At 69.9% G+C, this 19,603-nt stretch carries 17 protein-coding genes and 2 pseudogenes; 12 read left to right on the forward strand and 7 right to left on the reverse strand.

Annotation, left to right across the window (positions count from 1 at the left end; all coding sequences use genetic code 11):
• The first annotated feature begins 159 nt into the window (after window positions 1–159).
• The 10 genes and pseudogenes from ACWDCZ_RS28085 (at window position 160) to ACWDCZ_RS28130 (ending at window position 8,100) form a co-directional block, all read left to right on the forward strand.
• Window positions 160–699 carry a YbaK/EbsC family protein gene (locus ACWDCZ_RS28085; RefSeq protein ID WP_375877657.1) on the forward strand — a complete coding sequence of 180 codons (540 nt, stop codon included), beginning with the start codon at window positions 160–162 and terminating at the stop codon, window positions 697–699.
• Between the two features lie 113 nt (window positions 700–812).
• Window positions 813–1,769, forward strand: a pseudogene (locus ACWDCZ_RS28090) (beta-ketoacyl-ACP synthase 3); the annotation flags it as partial.
• 258 nt (window positions 1,770–2,027) lie between these two features.
• Window positions 2,028–2,315 carry a DUF6355 family natural product biosynthesis protein gene (locus tag ACWDCZ_RS28095; protein WP_387968642.1) on the forward strand — a complete coding sequence of 96 codons (288 nt, stop codon included), beginning with the start codon at window positions 2,028–2,030 and terminating at the stop codon, window positions 2,313–2,315.
• 389 nt (window positions 2,316–2,704) lie between these two features.
• Window positions 2,705–3,809, forward strand: a pseudogene (locus tag ACWDCZ_RS28100) (IS630 family transposase).
• Between the two features lie 138 nt (window positions 3,810–3,947).
• Complete coding sequence (locus ACWDCZ_RS28105) at window positions 3,948–5,012, forward strand: hypothetical protein (RefSeq protein WP_387968632.1); 1,065 nt, start codon at window positions 3,948–3,950, stop codon at window positions 5,010–5,012.
• A 123-nt stretch (window positions 5,013–5,135) separates the two neighbouring features.
• A complete protein-coding gene (locus tag ACWDCZ_RS28110) occupies window positions 5,136–5,948 on the forward strand; it encodes a hypothetical protein (RefSeq protein ID WP_449817275.1) in 813 nt (270 codons plus the stop codon).
• A 92-nt stretch (window positions 5,949–6,040) separates the two neighbouring features.
• Complete coding sequence (locus ACWDCZ_RS28115) at window positions 6,041–6,511, forward strand: integrase (RefSeq protein WP_449817276.1); 471 nt, start codon at window positions 6,041–6,043, stop codon at window positions 6,509–6,511.
• Window positions 6,508–7,053: a hypothetical protein gene (locus ACWDCZ_RS28120; protein ID WP_387968621.1), complete on the forward strand. Its 546-nt coding sequence runs from the start codon at window positions 6,508–6,510 to the stop codon at window positions 7,051–7,053. The genes ACWDCZ_RS28115 and ACWDCZ_RS28120 overlap by 4 nt, the downstream gene beginning before the upstream one ends.
• Before the next feature lie 200 nt (window positions 7,054–7,253).
• Window positions 7,254–7,739 carry a hypothetical protein gene (locus ACWDCZ_RS28125; protein WP_387968620.1) on the forward strand — a complete coding sequence of 162 codons (486 nt, stop codon included), beginning with the start codon at window positions 7,254–7,256 and terminating at the stop codon, window positions 7,737–7,739.
• 148 nt (window positions 7,740–7,887) lie between these two features.
• Window positions 7,888–8,100 (forward strand): hypothetical protein, encoded by a 213-nt coding sequence (locus ACWDCZ_RS28130; protein WP_449817277.1) that lies wholly within the window; start codon window positions 7,888–7,890, stop codon window positions 8,098–8,100.
• Window positions 8,101–8,104: 4 nt separating this feature from the next.
• Here ACWDCZ_RS28130 and ACWDCZ_RS28135 read toward each other — a convergent pair whose 3' ends face one another.
• On the reverse strand, window positions 8,105–8,479 hold the full coding sequence (locus ACWDCZ_RS28135; protein ID WP_449817278.1) for a hypothetical protein: 375 nt from the start codon (window positions 8,477–8,479) through the stop codon (window positions 8,105–8,107).
• A 9-nt stretch (window positions 8,480–8,488) separates the two neighbouring features.
• Entirely contained in the window at window positions 8,489–9,766 is a 1,278-nt protein-coding gene (locus ACWDCZ_RS28140) for a DUF6000 family protein (RefSeq protein ID WP_449817279.1), read from the reverse strand.
• 160 nt (window positions 9,767–9,926) lie between these two features.
• Here ACWDCZ_RS28140 and ACWDCZ_RS28145 point away from each other — a divergent pair, with 160 nt between their 5' ends.
• Window positions 9,927–10,247, forward strand: coding sequence for a hypothetical protein (locus ACWDCZ_RS28145; protein ID WP_449817280.1), 321 nt, complete (start codon window positions 9,927–9,929; stop codon window positions 10,245–10,247).
• A gap of 315 nt (window positions 10,248–10,562) precedes the next feature.
• Here ACWDCZ_RS28145 and ACWDCZ_RS28150 read toward each other — a convergent pair whose 3' ends face one another.
• The 3 genes from ACWDCZ_RS28150 to ACWDCZ_RS28160 all read right to left on the reverse strand — a co-directional run bounded on the left by ACWDCZ_RS28150 (window position 10,563) and on the right by ACWDCZ_RS28160 (window position 13,806).
• On the reverse strand, window positions 10,563–11,987 hold the full coding sequence (locus tag ACWDCZ_RS28150; protein WP_449817281.1) for a tetratricopeptide repeat protein: 1,425 nt from the start codon (window positions 11,985–11,987) through the stop codon (window positions 10,563–10,565).
• Window positions 11,988–11,989: 2 nt separating this feature from the next.
• Entirely contained in the window at window positions 11,990–12,337 is a 348-nt protein-coding gene (locus tag ACWDCZ_RS28155; RefSeq protein WP_449817282.1) for a hypothetical protein, read from the reverse strand.
• 302 nt (window positions 12,338–12,639) lie between these two features.
• Window positions 12,640–13,806 carry a hypothetical protein gene (locus ACWDCZ_RS28160; RefSeq protein WP_449817283.1) on the reverse strand — a complete coding sequence of 389 codons (1,167 nt, stop codon included), beginning with the start codon at window positions 13,804–13,806 and terminating at the stop codon, window positions 12,640–12,642.
• Window positions 13,807–14,010: 204 nt separating this feature from the next.
• On the opposite strand from ACWDCZ_RS28160, the gene ACWDCZ_RS28165 reads away from it, so the two are divergent.
• Window positions 14,011–14,451 carry a hypothetical protein gene (locus ACWDCZ_RS28165; protein WP_449817284.1) on the forward strand — a complete coding sequence of 147 codons (441 nt, stop codon included), beginning with the start codon at window positions 14,011–14,013 and terminating at the stop codon, window positions 14,449–14,451.
• A gap of 130 nt (window positions 14,452–14,581) precedes the next feature.
• Here the strand turns inward: ACWDCZ_RS28165 and ACWDCZ_RS28170 are convergent, their stop codons facing one another.
• Window positions 14,582–18,505 (reverse strand): TIR-like protein FxsC, encoded by a 3,924-nt coding sequence (locus ACWDCZ_RS28170; protein WP_449817285.1) that lies wholly within the window; start codon window positions 18,503–18,505, stop codon window positions 14,582–14,584.
• Window positions 18,502–19,599, reverse strand: coding sequence for an AAA family ATPase (locus ACWDCZ_RS28175; protein ID WP_449817286.1), 1,098 nt, complete (start codon window positions 19,597–19,599; stop codon window positions 18,502–18,504). Before ACWDCZ_RS28175 ends, ACWDCZ_RS28170 begins: the two co-directional genes overlap by 4 nt.
• Window positions 19,600–19,603 lie beyond the last annotated feature (4 nt).

Consider the following 19,603-nt stretch of genomic DNA (forward strand, 5'->3'; position numbering starts at 1 on the left):
CTCCGGCCTGCTCGCGGAGATGCTCGCGGAGCACGGCAACCGGACCGCCTGACCCCCGTGGCCGGACCGCGTGGGCGACCACGCGGTCCGGCCGACTGCCCGAGGCTGCCGACCGGCTCCCCCCGCACCAACAGAAAAGGAGTGAACCAGTTGCTGGTGATGACTCGCACAGCCGAGCCGGCGGAGACCGCCCGCCCCGGTGAACCGGCCGAACCGAGCACGTACACACGGCTCATCGACCTCCTCGACCGGTCCGGGTGCCGTTACCGGATGATCCACCACGCGGCGGAAGGCCGTACGGACGTGGCCAGCGTCCTGCGCGGCCACCCCCTGCAACAGGCCGCCAAGTGCCTGGTCCTGCAGGTCAGGACACCTGGCCGGGGCACACGCCACGCCCTCGCCGTCGTCCCCGGCGACCTGCGGGTCGACGTGGACGCCGTCCGGGACCTGCTGGGCGGCACGCGCGCCGGATTCGCCTCGCTGGAACGGGCCGAGCGCCTCACCGGATGCCGGAGCGGATCCATCGTGCCGTTCGCGTTCCACCCCGACCTGGAACTGATCGTCGACCCGGAACTCCTCGAAAGCCCGCGGCTCTATTTCAACGCGGCCCGCCTGGACCGCTCCGTGGCCCTGGACACCGGCGACTACTTCGACCTGGCACGTCCACGAATAGAACCGGTGGCCGAACGCCCCGCCTGAAATTCCCGGCAGGCCCGGAAGTAGAAGAAAAATATAGCCGCGGTGGCGACAGTAGTCCTCGGTGCTGCCCAGGGCGTCCCGGTTCCTGGTTGATCACACGAGGAGAGACGACAATGCCATCAATCCCGGCCCCGGGCACACGGATCGCTGCCATGGGGCACTACCTGCCCGGCACCGTCCTGACCAGCGAGGCGGTCGCCGAACGGCTGACCGTCGACGCGGAGTGGATCCTGACCCGCACCGGGATCAGCGAACGCCGCATCGCCGCCCCGGACGAGACGGTCGCGGACATGGCCGTCGCGGCCGCCCACGACGCCCTGGCCAACCTTGCCCGGGACCGGGACGGCCTCGACTCCGCCTCCGACATCGACACGGTGATCGTGGCGACCGCCAGCGCGGAGTCGACCATGCCGGCCGTCGCCGCCCGGGTCGCCGGACGGCTCGGCCTGGCCGCGCCCGCCGCGTTCGACGTCAACAGCGCCTGCGCCGGCTTCTGCCACGCGCTGGCCGTGGCGGACTCCCTGATCAGGTCGGGCACCAGCCGGGGCGCCCTGGTGATCGGCGCGGACAAGGCCAGCTCCTGGCTGGACTGGTCCGACCGGGACACCGCCGTGCTCTTCGCCGACGGCGCGGGCGCGGCGGTGGTCCTGCCGCACCACCGCCGCGCCATCGGCCCGGTGGTGTGGGGCAGCGTCGGCGAGCACGCCGACCGGATCGTCATCGACCCCGACACCCGCGTCCTGCGCCAGGACGGCCGCGCCGTCTACCGCTGGGCGACGAGCCTGGGCCCCATCGCCGCCCGGATCTGCGCGGACGCCGGCATCCGTCCCGCCGACCTGGCCGGCTTCGTGCCCCACCAGGCCAACCTGCGCATCATCCGGGCCCTGGCCAACCACCTCGACCTGTCCGGCGTGCCCGTCGCCACCGACGTGGCGACCACCGGGAACACCATGGCCGCGACCGTCCCGATCGCCCTGTCCCGCATGATCAACCGCGGCGACATCGACACCGGCGGCGACGTCCTGCTCTTCGGCTTCGGAGCCGGCCTCACCTACGCCGGACAGATCGTCCACCTCGACCCCGTCCCCGCGGTCATCCCCGTCCCCGTGGACAAGCCCGTTCCCGCGGTCAAGCCCGTCCCCGCCTTCAACCCCGTCGCCGCGGCCAGCCCCGTCGCCCAGGCCCTCACCGCCTGGATCACCTCCGCGATTCCCCAGCCCGTTTTCTGACCCCCATTTTCCACTCCGCCTTTCCCCTGGCAAGGGGAAAGGCGGAGTGAATGCGGGGTGTATAGGAGCGGCATAGCGCCGCTCGGAATTCTGGACCGCATGACCAGATACAAGCGGCATTTCCTCGTCGCCGTCACGGCGGCCGTATCGACGTTCCTGCTCCTCACCTCGGCGACGCCGTCATCGGCCGCGACCCAGGCCACCACCCCGTGCGGCTACTCCGAAGCCGCCGGCCACTCCTACTGGAACAACTGCGGCACCACCAGCGCCTACATCGTCGTGGGTTACCGCTCCGTCCCGGACACCGGCATGTGCATGGCCCCGGGCGTCACCGAGATCCTCGCACTCGACCAGATCGTCTTCGCCACGTACCAGCGCGCCTGCTGACGGACCGCCCAGCAGACGGTGCGTCGCCCACGTCCGCCCGTCCGTGGACGTGAGCGGCGCACCGGCCGGTCGAACCACGCGGTCACCGCCGCCCGGGCCCGACGACCTGGCCTTCATGGAGAACGGCGAGGCCGGGATGGGACGCAGTTTCACACCTAGCGTCCGGTCTCGGTCAGTGGCGCGTTACGGTGTGGCATGAGGGCCATTCTGGGTGCCGGTGCGGAGATCGCGATCCACACCGAGGCAGAAGGCCCTTATGGAGTGTCGAAGTCGACGGTCCCGAGCATCGGCGGGTGTAGTGCTGTGACCACATAGGTTCACCGGGTTGGCGCCGGAGGGCCCTGGGCCGGTTGGATGTCGCGAGACATTCGGCTTGAAAGGGGGCCCCGGTGGCGGAGCCGGTCAGGGTTCGCAGACTCACGGACCAGGAAGGCCAGCAGTTACAGCGGATCGTGCGTCGGGGCCGCACCAACACCGTGCGCCACCGGCGGGCGATGATGCTGCTGGCCTCGGCCGGCGGCAACCGGGTCCCGGTCATCGCCCGGCTGGTCCAGGCCGACGAGGACACGGTGCGGGACGTGATCCACCGGTTCAACGAGATCGGCCTGGCCTGCCTGGACCCTCGGTGGGCGGGAGGCCGTCCCCGCCATCTCAGCACTGACGACGAGGACTTCGTCGTCCAGACGGCCACCACCCGCCCGACCCGGCTCGGCCAGCCCTTCACCCGCTGGTCGATCCGCAAACTGCTCGCCTACCTGCGCAAGGTCCACGGCCGGGTGATCCGCATCGGCCGTGAGGCCCTGCGCCGCCTGCTCGCCAGGCGGGGTGTCACCTTCCAGCGCACCAGGACCTGGAAGGAGTCCTCCGATCCCGAGTTCGACGCCAAACTGGAGCGGATCGAGCACGTCCTGGACCGCTTCCCCGACCGCACGTTCGCGTTCGACGAGTTCGGCCTGCTCGGCATCCGCCCCACCGCCGGCAGCGGCTGGGCCGAGCGGGGCCGGCCCGACCGGCTCCCCGCGACCTACACGCGCACCCACGGCGTCACCTACTTCCACGGCTGCTACTCGGTCGGAGACGACACCCTGTGGGGCGTCAACCATCGCCGCAGGGCACCCTGAACACGCTGGCGGCGCTCAGATCGATCCGGGCCGCCCGCCCGGACGGCGCCCCCTGGACAACCTCTCCGCCCACAACGGCAGGAAGGTCCTGCGCTGGGCGAAGAACAACAACGTCCACCTGTGTTTCACCCCGACCAACGCCTCCTGGGCCAACCCGATCGAGGCGCACTTCGGACCGCTGCGGCAGTTCACCCTGGCGAACTCGAACCATCCGAACCACACGGTTCAGACCCGCGTGCTGCACGCTTACCTGCGCTGGCGCAACGCCAACGCCCGCCATCCCGACGTCCTGGCCGCCCAACGCCGCGAGCGCGCCCGTGTCCGGAGCGAGAAGGGTATTCGTTGGGGCGGCAGACCCATCCTCGCCGCGTGATCCAGCAACCCCGGCGAACCTATGCGGTCACAGCACTAGCGTTGTGGTTGGCCTCGGTCCCGTTCGTATGGTTGGGCCGCCCGGGGGTGCCGGGTGGGCTGGTCCCTGCTGTCGGTAGCTGGTGACAAGATCACCGGTATGAGTTTCGTACGCACCACTCCACCGCGGCCTGTCGAGGTGACAGCGGTCTTCCCCGAGCTGGCGCCGTTGGCACGCACTGCGATACGGCTGCATCCGCGTCCGGGGTCTCCTTCGGTTCGGGACAGCTCGGTCGGCGGGCCGTTGCTGTGGCCGGCAGGAGAGCCGTGGCCGCACTGCGAGGACGCGCACCTGCACGTAGACACTGGATTCCGCCGGTCGCCGACCGAAGTGCGGCTCGAGAGAGCCTTGCGGTACCGGTGGCGCCCTGACCTCGAGTCCACGCTCACGCCCGAGGAAGAGGCTCTCAAGGAGCGTAATGCCGCGTGGCTTGCCGAACGGTTCGAAGCCGGCCTTCCCGGTCCGGCGGAATGCCCGGTCCCGATGTTGCCCGTGGTTCAGTTGTTCCTGCGCGACGTACCCCTGTTGCGGCCGCCCGGGCAGGCTGATCTGCTTCAGATTCTCTGGTGCCCGTATGAGCACGATCCGGACTACAAGCCGGCGACCGCATTGTTCTGGCGGTCCGCCGCGGACGTCGGCGACGTCCTCGTCGCACCACCGGAACCGTACGAGGCTGACTATCCGGGTTACGTGCCGCAGCCGTGCCTGCTGGCACCGGAAGCGATCACCGAGTACCCCAACAGCCTTGACCTGAGCCCGGAGCTGCAGGAGATGCTGGAGGACTGGAACAGGTGGCAGGCGGGCGGCGCCGACCTGGCCAGCTCCTATGCGGCGTATCCGCGCGACTTCTACTCCATCCATCTGGGCAACGCACCCGGTTGGAAGGTCGGCGGCTGGCCCCCGTGGGGCCGCACCGACCCGATCGACCTGTACTGCGCTCTATGCGAGGCGCAGATGGTCCCGCTGCTGACGATCGCTTCCTTTGAGTGGGACGGCGGCGAAGGCTGGGTGCCGCAGGAGGACCAGGCCAACGCCGCCGGCGCTCACTACGCGGGCCAGAACCCCTCGCAGCCGACGGGGGTAGAAGTAGGCAGCACGGACAACATGCAGATCTACGTCTGCCCGACCTCCCCCGAGCATCCGCACACCGAGTTGATCCAATGAGTGGCTGCGTAGGTGAAGAACGGGTTCTGGTCCAACTTCTGTGGAGAAGTCACGCTATGTAGTTTCTCGGGACTGGATGGCCCGTCGTGACTCGTTGACAGACCTGTTTGGGATCATGCCCGCATGGACTTCGACCTCGCCCCACCAACCGGCGTCGGCCCGTTGCGGATCGGTATGACTCGGCAATCAACCAACGAGGCGCTGGACTCGCTCCGCGATCTCGCCGCGATTTCGGAGTCCGACCGGCCGGGGCAGCACGTCTTCCGTCCCAGTGGACTGATGATCAGCATCCACTGCACGCGCGACGTGCTCGAAGCTGTTGAGCTCGGGAGGCCGTCGACTCGGACAGACCGAGTTGGTCAAGCCAAAGATCATCGACGGATCGAGGATACGACGCGACCTACGATGACGAGCATGGAACCAGTGCCCACCCTCGTCCACCTGGACAGCCCCTTCATCAACTTCCGAGGCTTCGACTTCGGCGAGGGCTCCCATGGCTACCGCTGGGTCGATGCCAAGCACTTCCGGCTGCCGTCCGAGGTGCTGGACGACCGAGACGCGCTGGCGGCCTTGATCTCACACCCTCAGTTTCGCGACACGTACGACGGAGCTGGTGTTCACGACTGGCCGCGGCACGGCCAGTGGTGGCTTGACCGCATCACCCCTGACACCTACAAGGCCGTCGATGCCGCGACGGCAGTCGACGTCATCCACTCCTGGGCCAACCAGCACGGCAACGTCCCAGAGCCACTCGCGTCACACCTGCATCAGGAGATCTACATCCCGATCCGCAAGGCGACCAGCAGATACCTGCTGGGGCAGCTTCCGGAGGACGCGTTCCACGACTATGGCCCCATCCACATCGACTACCACGAACTCGTCCTCATTGACCGCCCTGCGGCGACGCTCACTCTCCTCGTCGCAGCCGACGACTGACGCTTCAACGATCACTGCCGCCAGCACTTGGAGAGGAGGTATTCGGGCAGTTCCAATACCCGACTCCACCGTTAGCGATCTACCCAGAGGACGTGATCTCCCATCACCGGGCCTTCATCGCCCGCCGCAGAACCGAGCGGCCCAGCGAGGAGTACCGCGAGCTCACCGCCACCGAGTGGGACGAGTTCCTGGCCCACTTCGAGCTCCGCAAGGTCGCCTTGGGGACCTGCGGCCGCGACTACGCGATCCCGTGCCAGCATGAAAACGCCTGCGTCAGATGTCTCCTACTTCTCGTGGACCCAGCCCAGATGCCACGTCTCCAGGAGATCCACGCCAACCTCATCGACCGCCTCCAAGAGGCCAAGGACCAGGGCTGGCTCGGAGAGGTCGCCGCCATCGAGACCACCATGGCCGCCGCAGCGCAGAAACTGGAGGCCATGCGCGAGCGTGCAGCCCAGCCGTCCACCGTCCAACTCGGCATGCCCGACATCCGCCGCGACACCGGCCGCAGCAGCGCCGACGCTGAGACATCCTTCCCGACGGGTCCTAAGCTTCGCGGATGACCTACGAAGAGCTGGGCCGGGAACCGATAGCGGCCCTTCCAGAAGGCGAGCCCGAGACGTCCTTCGGCGGGCGTTGGGAGGACCGGCTCTGGTTGAACGTTCCTGGCCCCTTCTACACCGGCATTGCCGACAACTGTTGGACGGGCCGGCTGCACGCACCGCGTCATGTGCTCTACGGCGGCGAGTACTTCGGCGAATATGTGTATCGCCAGCCGACGACCACGGCCGAGGTCCTGAACCTGGTGACAGCGGCCCAGGAAGATCCGTACCGCGGCTATGCCTGCGACGGCGACAGCCGATGGACACCCGAGGCTGTTCGGGACTGGTGGCGCGACCGTGGACGGGTCACCGAGTACCTGGAGTCCCTCCTGCCCGGATGGTCGTCCAGCGACAGGTCTGACGAGCGGGAAGCCGCAGAGGGGTTGAGGGACTTTGCCTCGTACATCACGGAAGGGCTCGGCGCGGACCTCCGGAAGTACCTCTTCCGGCTTGAAGAGGGCCGCTACCCGAAGAACTCCGGACCGCTGCCTGAGCTCCGATAAACAATGACGGCCACGGGATGCTCGGTGCGCTCGCACCTGGGCACCCGTGGAGTGGGCTCAGGTGGAGGTGGCGCGACCTCGCGGCCCGACACAGCCCATCCATTTCGGCATGCTCGATTTCCGCATCGTCGCGGCGCGCATCGACTCCGAGCAGCTAAACGAAGGTGCGAAACAGCAGTCCCGAGGACTACAACGAGGGGATGACCGTCTTCCTCTGTTCCAAGTGCGGTACCGCGATCACGCCGGAGCTGGCCGAGCTGGCCGCCGTCCCCGACCCCTCCGACGACGAACACGACCGGGACAAGAAGACACGCCGGGCACCCTCCACTGTTCCGCGTGGCCGCTACGCAATCGATCCCGAGCCCTGGGGACCTCCCTACGTCGTACAGGACGATCAGGAGGACCCGAAGCCGGCTCAGTCCCGAGGGCCGCTGGTCTGCCGCGAGGAGGGCTTCGTCATCTCTGCGGGCGTCCCGGGCACAGTGCTGATACACCCTGATGACGCCCCCGACCTTCAACCGCTGCCTAACTGGGAAAACAGCACCGGCTGCTGCGGGCCGACGGGTGACGAAGGACTCAACCGATCCTGTCGCTGCGGCGCCCCGGTCGCGACGCTAGCGGCAGACTGCTTCGGGCCCTACGAGCTGCACCTCGACCCCGTCCGAACCTACGCGTTCTCCCAGTAGGCCCGCGGAACGGCCGCCCCGGAGCGCGACACGCCCGGGATGGCCACTTGTCCGGCGACTTCACGACTACTTTCCGTTGCGAAGGCACTTCGCGGACGAGCTCAGCGTCGAGCTGGACTGGTTCGGATAAGCCTGTGTCAGGTGCCCCATGCTCCGCCTCGACCTGGCTCAGGAACCCCGGCTGCTGGAGATCGAGACCAACACCCGCCAGCGTCTCGGAGAGGCCCAACGGATGCGGTGGCTCGGTGAGGTCGCCAGCCTGCAGGAGAGCCTGCGGCACATCGCCGACAAGAAACGGCAGGCCGAACGCCTGCGAGCCCAAACCGACCGAGGGGAGGACGGGGTCGCCGCCCTTGGTTAGGCGATCACGCCTCCGCGATGATCCGGGCCTTCAGACGGTCATAATCGGAAACCGCGCCCGGCACGTGATCGAAGTAGTCCTCCCAGAAACCCGGTCGCTGCCACTCCTGAGGCGCCAGGGTCAGCCGACCATCCTCCAGTCCGGTGACCCAACAGGTCGGCATCCGATCGGACACGATCTCGAACATGTCGGCGTCCCACAGCCCAGGCGAGTCGATCTCGTCCCGCCGCGCACTGCGGTCAGGAAGGCGGAACAGGATCCGCGACCGGGCGGCGAACACTTCGAGGACCGGATACTCCTCGCCGATCCGCACGCCCGGATGTTCGCTGACGACCGTCGAGGTCCCGGGCCGGATGATTTTGATGCATCTGACGATCACCGCTGCAGCCTACGCAGTCCCCGGTTCCGTCCTCCTCTCGGCCTGCGAGTAGTGCCTGTTTTCCAGCGAGGCAAAGTGTTCGCCACACTCGTTGGCGAAGGAGCAGAGCTGGTCCACGACCTGGCGGTACGCCTGCGGATCACGGTCCCTTCGCGGCGGAGCGTCGGTCCACTGCGTCCACAGGCCCCCCTCGGCAAGGTATCCGGATGCGCGCTCAGACCCGAGGGTGGCGTCGAGGTGAAGCAGTGCGCCAAGCGCAAAGCCCTGGTCATAGTCGAGATCGGGCCGCAGCAAGTAACGGTCAAGGTATCGGCATAGCAGATCGGCGTCCGTGCTTTCGCCGAACGTGGCGAGGGTGACGCAGTAGGCCGCGCCGGCATACGGCCCTTCGCTGGCCATCAGCAGTTCGCCGATGCGGCTGCGGAACTCGGTCCTGCCAGCCACGACCACCAGCCAGGAAGCAGTCTTGCGCTCTCGCCACCCGCCTTCGAAGAGGACGTCGAGCTCAGCCGGAGTGATCTCCGAGGCAGCCTGGACCAGCTCTCTCGCGAACACTAGGCGCTCAGGCCTGCTCAACCGCAGCAAGCTTCCACCCAGCCGAAGGTACCGCCGTCCGGGCGTGACGAATCGGCGGACCAAGCCCAGCAGCTCAGGGTCAGTGGTGGCGTGACGCATAGCTGCATCCTTGCCGGGCGAATGCCCAGCTGCCAGCGGTTTTGCCCCAGGGAACCCCAAGCGACGATCGCTGGTGCAGAGAAAGACCCGGTGCACCGCCTTGCCCGAGTATGACAGCCGCAGCGTGAACAGCACGCACTTGCGCCGCTGCCCGGCCAGGTCCAGCCAGAAGTCCGCGAAGTCGACCTCCGCCTCCTCGCCCGGCCTTTTCGCCTGGGGCACTATCCCGTCCAGGTGCCGGCGTCCCTCCAGCGACTCCGCGTGGATCTCCGGGCGCCGCTTGGACACGTAGTCCCAGAGCGTGGTGGGGCGGGCCTGCTCGAAGTCGTGCTCCGCGGCCAGGCGCTCGATGATCCGCGGGATCGTGTGCTTCTGCTTTGTCGGCGCGTCCAGGTCCTCGCGCAGCATCGCGTCGATGAAGCCCTTCACCGGCTCCAGCACGCTCTTGCGGGGCGGTGGCGACTTGCGCTTCGGCGGAACCGGCGACTCCAACGCCTTCTCCACCGTGTTCCGCGACACCTTGAACCGCACCGCGAGCTCCCGCCCCGACAGCCCCAGCTCACGCTTGGCCCGGCGGATCCTCTCGAACAGCCACTCACGTGACCTGTGCACCAGCGGTCTCCCTGACCTGGACCGTGATCAACAGGCACAGAGTGGCGGCCAGACGGCGAAAGCTCCCGCGATTACTCCGAACGCGGCATGTTCCACACCATCACACGAACTGGCTCCCGAACTCACCGAAGATCGGCTGGCTCCCCAACAGACCGAAGACGTGGCTCTACTTCACCCCGGTAAAAACACCGCCGACTCCCCGGCCTGGGCTGCCCAGCTCCGCCACCAGACCCGACACATCCTCACCGCCCTCGAGCAGCTACGCCCCAGCACGGTCCAGGCGATCGACGTCCGCGTCGGCACCGCCCCCGTGGTGCAGCACGACCAGGACCTCGACGACCGACCCGCCCGCCGCGACGACCGGCCCGCCGCGCAGCCGGCCCGGCCGCCGCTCGCCGACCACCACGCCTACCAGGAGCTGCGCCGCCGGATGCGCGAGAACGGCGCAGCTTGCAGACGATCGAACGGAACTGCCGGCTGACCCCCGCGCCTGCGGGGGTCAGCCGCGTCCCGGTCCCGGGCCGCGCCCTTGGGGAGAAGCGGAGCTCCGCGGGCCCGGCGGCTGGCAGGCGATGGCCTCAAGGTGGGGACCCGGCGTGCTGATACCGGCGAGCGTGACCTGGAACGACCCCGCAGGGCGACGACCTGACAAGCCGGGCCGGACAGTGCCGGGCCCCTGATCCGGCGGCAGTGACGACCGGCCCAGCCCGGCCCGTGGCACAGGCGGTGGACGGTGCGCGCCGGGCGGCGCGGCGCTTGCCCCGGTCCAGGCGTCGGCATCACGCGGCGGGGAGCGTCACCACGAGTGGGCGGTGTTCGGGGCGATCCAGGGGTCGTCGTGCTCGCCGGGATCGGATCCCGGCGCCTTCAGGTGCTCGGCTGGGCTGCTCCGGAGGTTCCGTGCTTCTTCCCGCTGGGTGGCCACGTCGGGGATGACGGCGATGGCCTCGGTGAAGCGGCCCTGGCGGACCAGCAGTTCGGCCAGGTCGGTCGCGGCCCGCTTGCCGGGCAGTGAGCGCAGGCGGGCCATGGCCTCCTCGATGCGGCCGTCCTGGGCGAGCAGCCAGGCGATGGTCGGTTCGCGGTCGTGGACCTCGTCGGCCGGCAGGGCCTCGATCTCCGTGATCGCTTCCCGGGCACGTCCGGCCTCGCCCATCAGCCACCAGCGGTTGGGCCGCAGCCAGAACGCGTCGTTCGCGGCGAGGAACTCGGGGCTGCGTCCTTCGGTGAGTTCCAGGGCCTTGTCGTGCCGGCCCTGTTCGGCGAGCAGGAGCATGGTCGGCTGGAGGAGGTTGCTGTCGTGGAGGTCGTCGAAGGTGTGCTCCACCGCTTCGACGGCGTCGTCGAAGCGGCCCTGGCGGATGAGCAGTTCCATCAGCGCGTTCTCGTACCAGCCCGGATGCCGGGCGGCGATGAGGCCGCGCAGGTACGACTCCGCCTCCCCGGCCCGGCCCGCGTTCTCCAGGGCCGTCACGTACGGTCCCGCGGCGACCCGGCGGTCGGGGCCGGTGGCGAGGGCGCGCAGTTCGTCGAGCCGGCCGTGTCGCCCGAGCAGCCCGGCGTAGAACTCGACGGTGGTCTGCGGTCCGTACCGGTGTGCCGCCACGTTCGCGCCGAGCATTCGGATCGCCTCGTCCGCGCGGCCCGAGCGTTCCAGGACACGGGCCTGTGCGGGCAGGACATTCCACAGGCCGCGGACCGTGTGCTCCTTCGGGTCGCGCCGGAGCTCTTCTGCGATCGGGGCCAGCAGCTCCAGCACCCGCTCGTCGCGGCCCTGGCCCTCGGTCATCTCGGCCAGGGCCTCCAGCACCCACCCGCCGTACTCGTACGGCCGCAGCACGCCGAAGGCGTCGTCCACCCGTCCGGCCCGGGCCAGGACCTCGGCGTAGTCCAGCCACTCACCGGCCGCGTCCTCCTGCGGCCCCTCGGGGCGCGCCAGCTCCAGCGCCCGGTCGACGCGGCCGAACCGCAGCAGGACATCGGCACCCGTCCGCACCGCCGGCTGCCAGCCGGTGACCGCGAACGGCTCCACCACCGCCCAGGCCCGACCGAACTCGCCCGCCGCGCACAACCCCCGCACCGCACCCGCTGCGCAGAACCAGTCCCCACGCTCCCTGGCGGCCGCCATCAGGGCCTCCAGGCCGCCGCGTTCGAGGATCGCGTCCACGATCCGCGGCGGGACACCGCCGTAGCTGCCGAACTGCCACTGAAGATCATCCACGTTCACCAGGGCACACTAGGGTCGACCACCGACACCGCCTGCGGGCCCGGGCCACGGCGCTGCGTCAGGCCATGCTGGGGAGCCGTACCAGGCCGTCGGCGGTGTCGAAGGTAGGGGCTGATGCATCCGTGCACGTGCGCGCCACGCAGCAGGTCGTCCGGTTCCCGTTGCGGCGCACGCAGGCCGGCGCTGATCTCGTTCAACTCGTCCTGCATGCGGGCCAGCGCGGAGCGCAGTTCCTGCAACTGCTCTTTCTGTTTGGCGAGTCGGCGGCGCAGAGCCGATGTGCCGCTGCCGATGACCTGCAGGTCGCCACTGAGGCGGTCCAAGTCCTGGGCGGTGGCGGCCATCGTGGCGGCGGAGGCGACGGAACTGTCGCACACCGGGCACTTGCGGGATCAGCTTGTCGGCGGACCTGGCCGCCGCATTGCCCCGGATCTGGAAGGCGAAGAGCGCGTCGCTCCGGACGCTGGGACGGGAGTGTTCCGACAGCGGCACGATGACCGCGTGGTAGGACCCTTCTTCTGCCGCCTCCCAGAGCCCAGCCGACCTCCTGGCGACGCCGGGCGAATCAGTGGCCAGTGCGGCCGGCCGTGACCCATCGAGTGGACCGACAACGACACGGCAAATACGGGGGGTTCGCCCGTCCTGTCTATTCGGCGGGATCGGTCGGCAGTGGGACGACCAGGGCGTCGAGGGCCTGTTGGGCCCGGCCGAGGTTGTCCTTGCCGGCGCGGCGGAGGCCGGCTTTGGCGTACTTCTCGACCATGGTGGTGGACTTCCAGTCCTCGGTGATGACCAGGATCTCGGCGGCGCTGTAGCCCTGGGCGGCGAGGTCGGCGGGGACGCCGGCGCGCAGGCCGTGGCTGGTGGCGTTCTTGGCGTCGAAGCCGGGAGTGCGGGTGACCATGCGCCTGAAGGCGCGGTTCACCGAGTGGCCGGTCATGCCGGTTCCGGAGGTGGGGACGGGCATCAGCCGGCCCCACCGGGTGATGCCGCGCAGCAGCGGCAACTGCGGTTCTGCCTGGCCGAGTTCGGCGAGCAGTGAGATGTAGGTGCGGACGACGGTGATCGCTACCGGGTCGCGGACGACGTACTCGCGGCCGGTGGACCAGTGGTCGTTCTTCGACGTGTGCTTGCCGACGACCATCTGCTCGGTGCCGTCCTCCAGGCGCTCGAAGACGACGGAGTCGATGCGGTAGGCAGCCTGCTCGGAGCGCCGGGCGCGGGTGCGGTAGCCGAGGTGCAGGATGGTCAGGTCGCGCCAGCGGGCGAGCGGGATCTCGGCGGTCGTGCCCTGCTGGAGGTGGGCGATGCGGGCGGCGTCGACGGGCGGGCTCGACCTCGGGGTGCGGCGGGCGTGGGCGTGCTCGGCGGCCTGCTTGCGGATCAGTTCGGCGGTCGCCTTCTTCGGGGGCCAGTTCTCGTACCCCGCACGGGCGTTGGCGTCGCGGATGGCGGCCATCGCCAGGCGCAGCGAGCTGACGGGCGCGCCCGTGCCGTCGCGTCCGCCGCGGCGGCGGAGGTGGGAGACGTAGGAGACCATGTTCGCCTCGCTGGTGCGCGGCCCGGGGTGGCGGCCGTTGTCGGCGCACCAGCGGGCGAAGTAGCGCCACTGCTCGGCGTAGGTCTGGCTGGTGCGCGCCGGCCGGGCGGAGGCGAGGTCGTCTGCCGCGTCCTCGGTCAGCATCGCGTTCGGGTCGACCCCGGCGAACGCGAACTGCACGAGGGCCTGACCGTCGTCCACCAGCTCGCCGATCACCACCTCGGTGGAGCGTTCCACCAGAGCCGGCAGGGAGTCCGACGCCTCGGCATCCACGGCGCTCTCCTTCCGGCACGGCGGGCTGATGATCCGTCCGGGACAGCCTATCTGTACCAGCCCCTGTGTTGCGTCCTCTAAATCCAGTTAGAGGACGCAACACGTTTCTTGGTACACAATCCGAGCCGGAGGCCGGCCTCGCGTCTGTAACATGTTTGTCGAGGTTATTTGTGTTCAGCCCCTCAAGCTGCCAAGGTGTCCGTCATGAAGATCACGATCACCGTGGAGAATCCGACCCCCGAGGTGCTCGAGAAGCTGCTCGCCCTCGCCACCGCGCCGACGGCGGTCGTGACCGCGGTGCCCGACGACCGCTGGACCCCGGAGCGGGCCCGCTCGTACTACGACCGCCTCCCGCCCCGCGCGCAGCAGATCCTGCTCCAGGTTGTCGAGGGCCAAGGCGAGTGCGCCGCCGAGGAGTTGAAGGCGAACGGCCGGAGCCTGCGGGGCTCCACCGGCGCGTTCCGCCGGGTGCTCTCGGAGGGCAAGCGGACCGGCCTCTGGCCCGATGCCCTCCCGGTGCCGCTGCTCTCCCACATTGTCGGGGGACAGCTCAAGAAGCTTGAGATGTCCGGTTGTGGAAGCGAGCACTATCCGCTCACGGCCTTCAAGAATGCGTTGGGCGATCTGCTGCCCTGTGACCGTTGAACGCGTCCCGTGGGCATGAGGTGAGAACTGGTTGTGTCAGGGGGCCTGCTGTCAAGGAAGCCCCGGGCATCGGACAGGGTTGAGCGAAGCGGGGGCTGCTGCCTATGTCGGCCCATCGCCCGGAGGTACGTCATCCCCCTGGGCGCCGGAACGCGTCCCGCAGGCTCGGTGGCGGCGGTTCCTCCGGTTCGGCCCGGGTGCGGCCCTCGAAGGCGTACTTGGCCTTCATCGCCGCCCGGGGCAGCGCGTCGTCGAAGTCCTCCAGCGTGTGCAGTCCGGTCTGGCCGGTCGCGCCGAGGGAGCTCGGCCGGCTCGCGCGCCGGGTGATGCGCAGCGTCTCGTCGCTCAGGTCGCCGAGTTCGTCGGAGCGTTCGGCGCACTCGGGGTCGTCGCCGTTGAACGGCTCCAGGATGCTCACCCAGGTGGCGTCCGAGCGGTCGAAGCGCCGGACCAGTTCGCGCCGGCGCGGGTCGCGCAGCGCCCAGCGGTCGAGCAGCAGCAGGCCGGGGGCCTCGGCGTTGCCGTCGATGATCGACTCGACCTCGTCGTCGAACTCGTGCACGGTCGGCTGGAACCCCAACTGCCGGGCGAGGCGGGTCGCGTGCTGGGCGATCGGCGAGCCGACCGGCCGGTACGGGTGCCAGTCGGTGCGCCGCTCGCCGTAGTAGTCCGGGCTGCGGTCGGCGGGCAACTCGTCCCGGCGGTCGGCGAGGACGTAGATCCGCAGCTGCTTGGTCGGGGCGGTGACGTTGAAGGCGCTCGGGAGGCCGCTGATCTCCAGCCGCCGCCCGGCCGGGATCACCGTCTCCTCGGCGACCTGGACGATCCGGGCCGCCAGCCGGTGCACGGCCAGCTCGTAGGAGGAGCGGAAGTAGCTGAGCTTCATCAGCGCGTAGAGCCCCTCGGTGGCGTACTCGGGTCCGAAGCTCGCGTGGTCGAACTGGAGTTCACTGGCCACGTTCGGCAGCCGGTAGCGGCTCATCGGCGCCCACAGCACCGGCACGATGCCGCCGGTGCGCCCGGAGTCGAGGTTCGCCGGGTAGACCGGCCGACGGGTGAAGGCGTGCCACTCCTGGCCGCACGGAACGCTGTTGAAGTACCTCGGGGAGTACAGGGGTACGAAGACCCGGCACGTCGCCAACTCGTCGGACAGTCGTTCGGCCCACAACTCGCCCTGGTGCATGGACTCGTCCATGAAGCCGACCGCGACCCCGTCCGGGACGGTAGTGAGCTGCAGCACCGCCTCGCAGAGATCCCGGTACAACTGCCTGACCCAGTGGTTCGGGTCGCTCGCGCCCAGATCACCGGACTCTGGAGTGTGCGCATAGGAGAGGAAGAAGTACGGCCGGGTGTCGTCCTCGTCCCAGCCGGGTTCCGAGGCCGTCGTCGCGGCTGACCATAGCGGCCCGGGCAGCCTGGGCATCAGCGTTTCGCACCATTCCTCCACCAGCGGGTGAAGGGTGTAGAACGTCTCGGTCGAAGCCGTTTCGTGCCAGGGCTGCAGCAGCCCTGTCGAGCCGCTGCCCCGTACGGCATGAGCGAGTGCATCGGTGAACCAGTCGGATGGCAGTTGCTGAAACTGTTCATCGGCCAGGTAGGCCTGTGCCTTGGCAGCCAGGGCGGGCCCGGAGAGTCCGCGCCGGTGGCCGATCCGCATCGCGTCCAGCACCGCGTTCAGGAGCGCGCGCACGGTCGTGGGCGCCTCGTCCAGTCGCCGGCGCAACCACGGTGCCGCAGCCAGGATCTGGACGACCCGCCGATCCGAGGTAGCTACCCGGACGGCTTCGGCGAGTCGGGGGTCGGTCTGACTGTCCCGCCTGACGGCCGTGACCTCCTGTGAGGTGAACCGTTCGGGGACGGTCACCGTCTCGGCCGACTCCACCAGGGCCCGCAGCCGGTTCTCTCCGACCCTCTCCCCGACGTATCCGAGGGAGTCGGTCCGCAGTGTACCCAGGAGCAGAACCGGGGCGAGGGTGGGGCGCTCCCGTATCAGCCTCGTCAGCAGGTCGATCGCTGCCGCGCCGGCAGGATCCTGGGCGCCGAACACCGATTCGGCATCGTCGAGCCAGACCACCGTCCGTGGCCCGATCTCCGCCGTCCGGGTGCAGATGTCCAGCGCGCCGTCGGGCCGCCAGAGCTGCCAGCCGTCGGGTAGCTGCCGGAGCGCCTCCAGACAGGCTCTGGTCCTACCGGTTCCCGGAGCGCCGACCACCAGGACGCCGGTGCTGCGGCCGTCGAGGGCGTGGCGTACGGCTCGTGACAGCTCGTCGTCCAGTTCGCGTCGGTGGTACGGGATCAGGGCCGGCAGCCCTTCGGCTCCCGGGCGGCGTTCCGGCGGTTCGACGCCCAGCAGCGCCGGGTCCGCGAGCGCATCGGCGACCGGGATGGTCCTGCTCGGTCGGGGCGGTGCTGCAGCGCCCGTGACGGCGCTCTCCGCGAAGGGCAGTGCTCCGGGTGCCAGCGCGCGGCCCCTGGTGCCGTCGGCCACGCGGGCCGCCGGGAAGTCGGCGGGCGTGCCACGGTGCGACCGTAGGTAGGCGGCCACTTGGTGGCGTACGGCGACGCGGATCCGCAGGATGTCCTCGCGGCGCTGGGCGCCGAGCAGCGCGTCGCGTAGGCCGGGGAGGAACTCGAACTTCAGGTCGTCAGTACTCAGACCGGGGGCGGGGGCTTCCCAGGGAGCGAGCAGGCCGCCCAGCAGGACCTCGGCGAGGTGGCCGTGGTCGGACTGCGGGAGCATGGTCCGGCGGACGAGGGTCATCACGGGAAGGACGAGCGGTACGGCGGAGAGATAGCCCGCTAGTTCACGGGCGGGCGGCGAGGCGGTCTCACGGAACCGCCTCAGTACCGCAGCGGCGGTCGCCGATGCCGCCGGGCGGTCCGTCTCTGAGAGCGTGTGCTCCCCTTCCAGTACCAGGTCGGTACCGGCCTCCGGTCCCGGGCCGGAACCCGTGTGGCCGGCCCCGTCGACGAGCAGGCAGCTCAGCCGGGCGCGTCGCCCGCTGCCGGACAGCAGTGTGGCGAGTGCGGCGAGCCCCGCCGGGTTCGGTTCGACGATCGGCACCGGCAATGGGCGGCCGACCGCTTCGGCCCCCCGGCGGCGGTGGACGCGGCCCCGGCGGCCGGTGGCGGTGCTCTCCCAGCGGGCGTTGGGCGCCGCCGGGGCGGTGGTGCGCAGCGACAGCGGGGACGGCCGGACGGCGCCGCGTGACCAGAGGCGTTCGGGCAGGACGTTGAGAACGGCGGCGGAGCCGTGTCGAGCCCAGCCGCGCAGTACCGAGTCCAGGGCCGGCTGTCCCCAGGCACCGCCGACGGTGTCGGTGACCACCAGGACGAGTCGGTGCCCGGACGGGTCGGCAATCTCCTGGGGTCGGCGCGGTGTCCCGCCGGGGCGGGTGTACAGGACGGGACTGCCGTCGGCCTCGGTGCCGCCGAGGTACCAGGTTCGCACGTCGCGGAAGACCCCGGTCTGGGTGACCACCCGGCGCAGGTCGGCCACGAGGTCGTGCCAGAGGACCATCGAGCGGTGCGTGTCGATGACGAGGGCGAGGTCCAGCCACCGGCCCGGCCTCGGACGCAGCACGGGGATGAGCATGCGCTGGTCGGCGCCGGTGCTGACGGTGGCCTCCTCGTCGAGCTCCGGTTCACCCCGGCTGTCGGCGCCAGCGTGGCGTCCGAGCGGGCGAAGCGCCCGCATCACGGCGAGCGGGTCCGTCAGGGCGCCGGCACGGGCGACACGCACCAGGTCGCCGTGTCGGGAGCCGGAGCCTGTGGGGGCGGCGCTGTGGTCGGCCAGGTCGGCTGTCGCGTAATGCCGCTCGGTGCGGGCCTCGGACGGTCCGCCCTGCGCGGTGCCGCGCCGGTGTTGCCGGGCAGTACCGTCCGACGGCTCCGGCGAGGGAGCGTCGGACCGGTCCAGGGGCTGCGGGCGCACGGCCGCGGAACCGTCGAGGCAGCTGGCCAGCCAGACGATGTCGGCGAGCTCCTCAGGCGCCAGGCCGGCCGCCGAGGCGCTGTCGGCCTCGGCGAGCGCACGCAGCAGACGGTCGATCACGGCGCTGTCGGTCCGGTGAGTTTCTGCAGGACGGTGCCCAGGAAGACGTCGCGCTCCCTTTCGTCGGACCAGGCGCCGCTGAGCCTGAGCTGGACGGCGTTGAGCAGCTGATCGGTCGCCAGGTCCCCGTCGATCCTCCGCTCGTCGAAGGCGCGGATCAGGTCATGGAGCAGTTCCTGGCGCTCGGGGGCGAGATCGGCGGGCAGCCGGAGCCGCTGGCGGACGATCCGTTCGAGCTTGTCGGTCGAGGGCGGTTGGACGTGCAGGCGGATGCAGCGGCGCAGGAAGGGCGGGGGAAAGTCGCGCTCGTTGTTGCTCGTGAGAATGACGACGGGAAAGGCACGGCACTGAACACGCCCACAGTCGATGACCACATCGGCATTGGCATCGTCCGACGCGTCGTCGTCGGTGCCGATCCGTACCCGTGGCTCGCGAGCCGCCATCCTGACGAGTTCGGGGATCTCGAAGCCGCCCTCCTCGAACACGGTGAGCAGGTCTCCTGGGAGGTCGATGTCACTCTTGTCGATCTCGTCCACCAGGAGGACCCGGGGGCGGTCCTGTGGCAGCAGTGCGGTGCCGAGCGGGCCGAGCCGAAGGTACGGGGCGATCGAACGATCGGGGGCGGCCGGGATCTCGGGGCTGGCCGGGGCGCCGGCCGGGTCGTGCGCGGGCGTGCGGCCGGCCTGCAGCTGCTGGAGGTTGGCGTCGTGCAGGCGGCTGATCGCGTCGTAGCGGTAGAGGCCGTCGCGCAGGCTGCTGCGACTGGTGATCGGCCAGTAGAGCACCGGGCCGAGGCCGAGGTCGACGGCGATGCTGTAGGCGAGGGTGGACTTGCCGATGCCGGGCTTGCCGGTGACGAGCAGGGGCCGGCGCAGGTAGAGCGCCGTGTTGACGGTGTCGATCTCGGCCTCGTCAGGGACGTAGCCGGTGCCGCGCCGCACGGTCCGCTCCCAGGCCCGGCCGGTGTCGTTGGGCGGCCGGTAGTCCGGGTCCGGGGTACCGTCGAAGTCACGCCACGGCGGCTGCTTGGCCGCGAGGGCGTCGAGCCGGGTGTCCGGTGTCCCTTCGCCCTGATAGATCCACCAGTCCTTCATGCGC

It is taken from the genome of Kitasatospora sp. NPDC001225 (genome assembly GCF_053597855.1).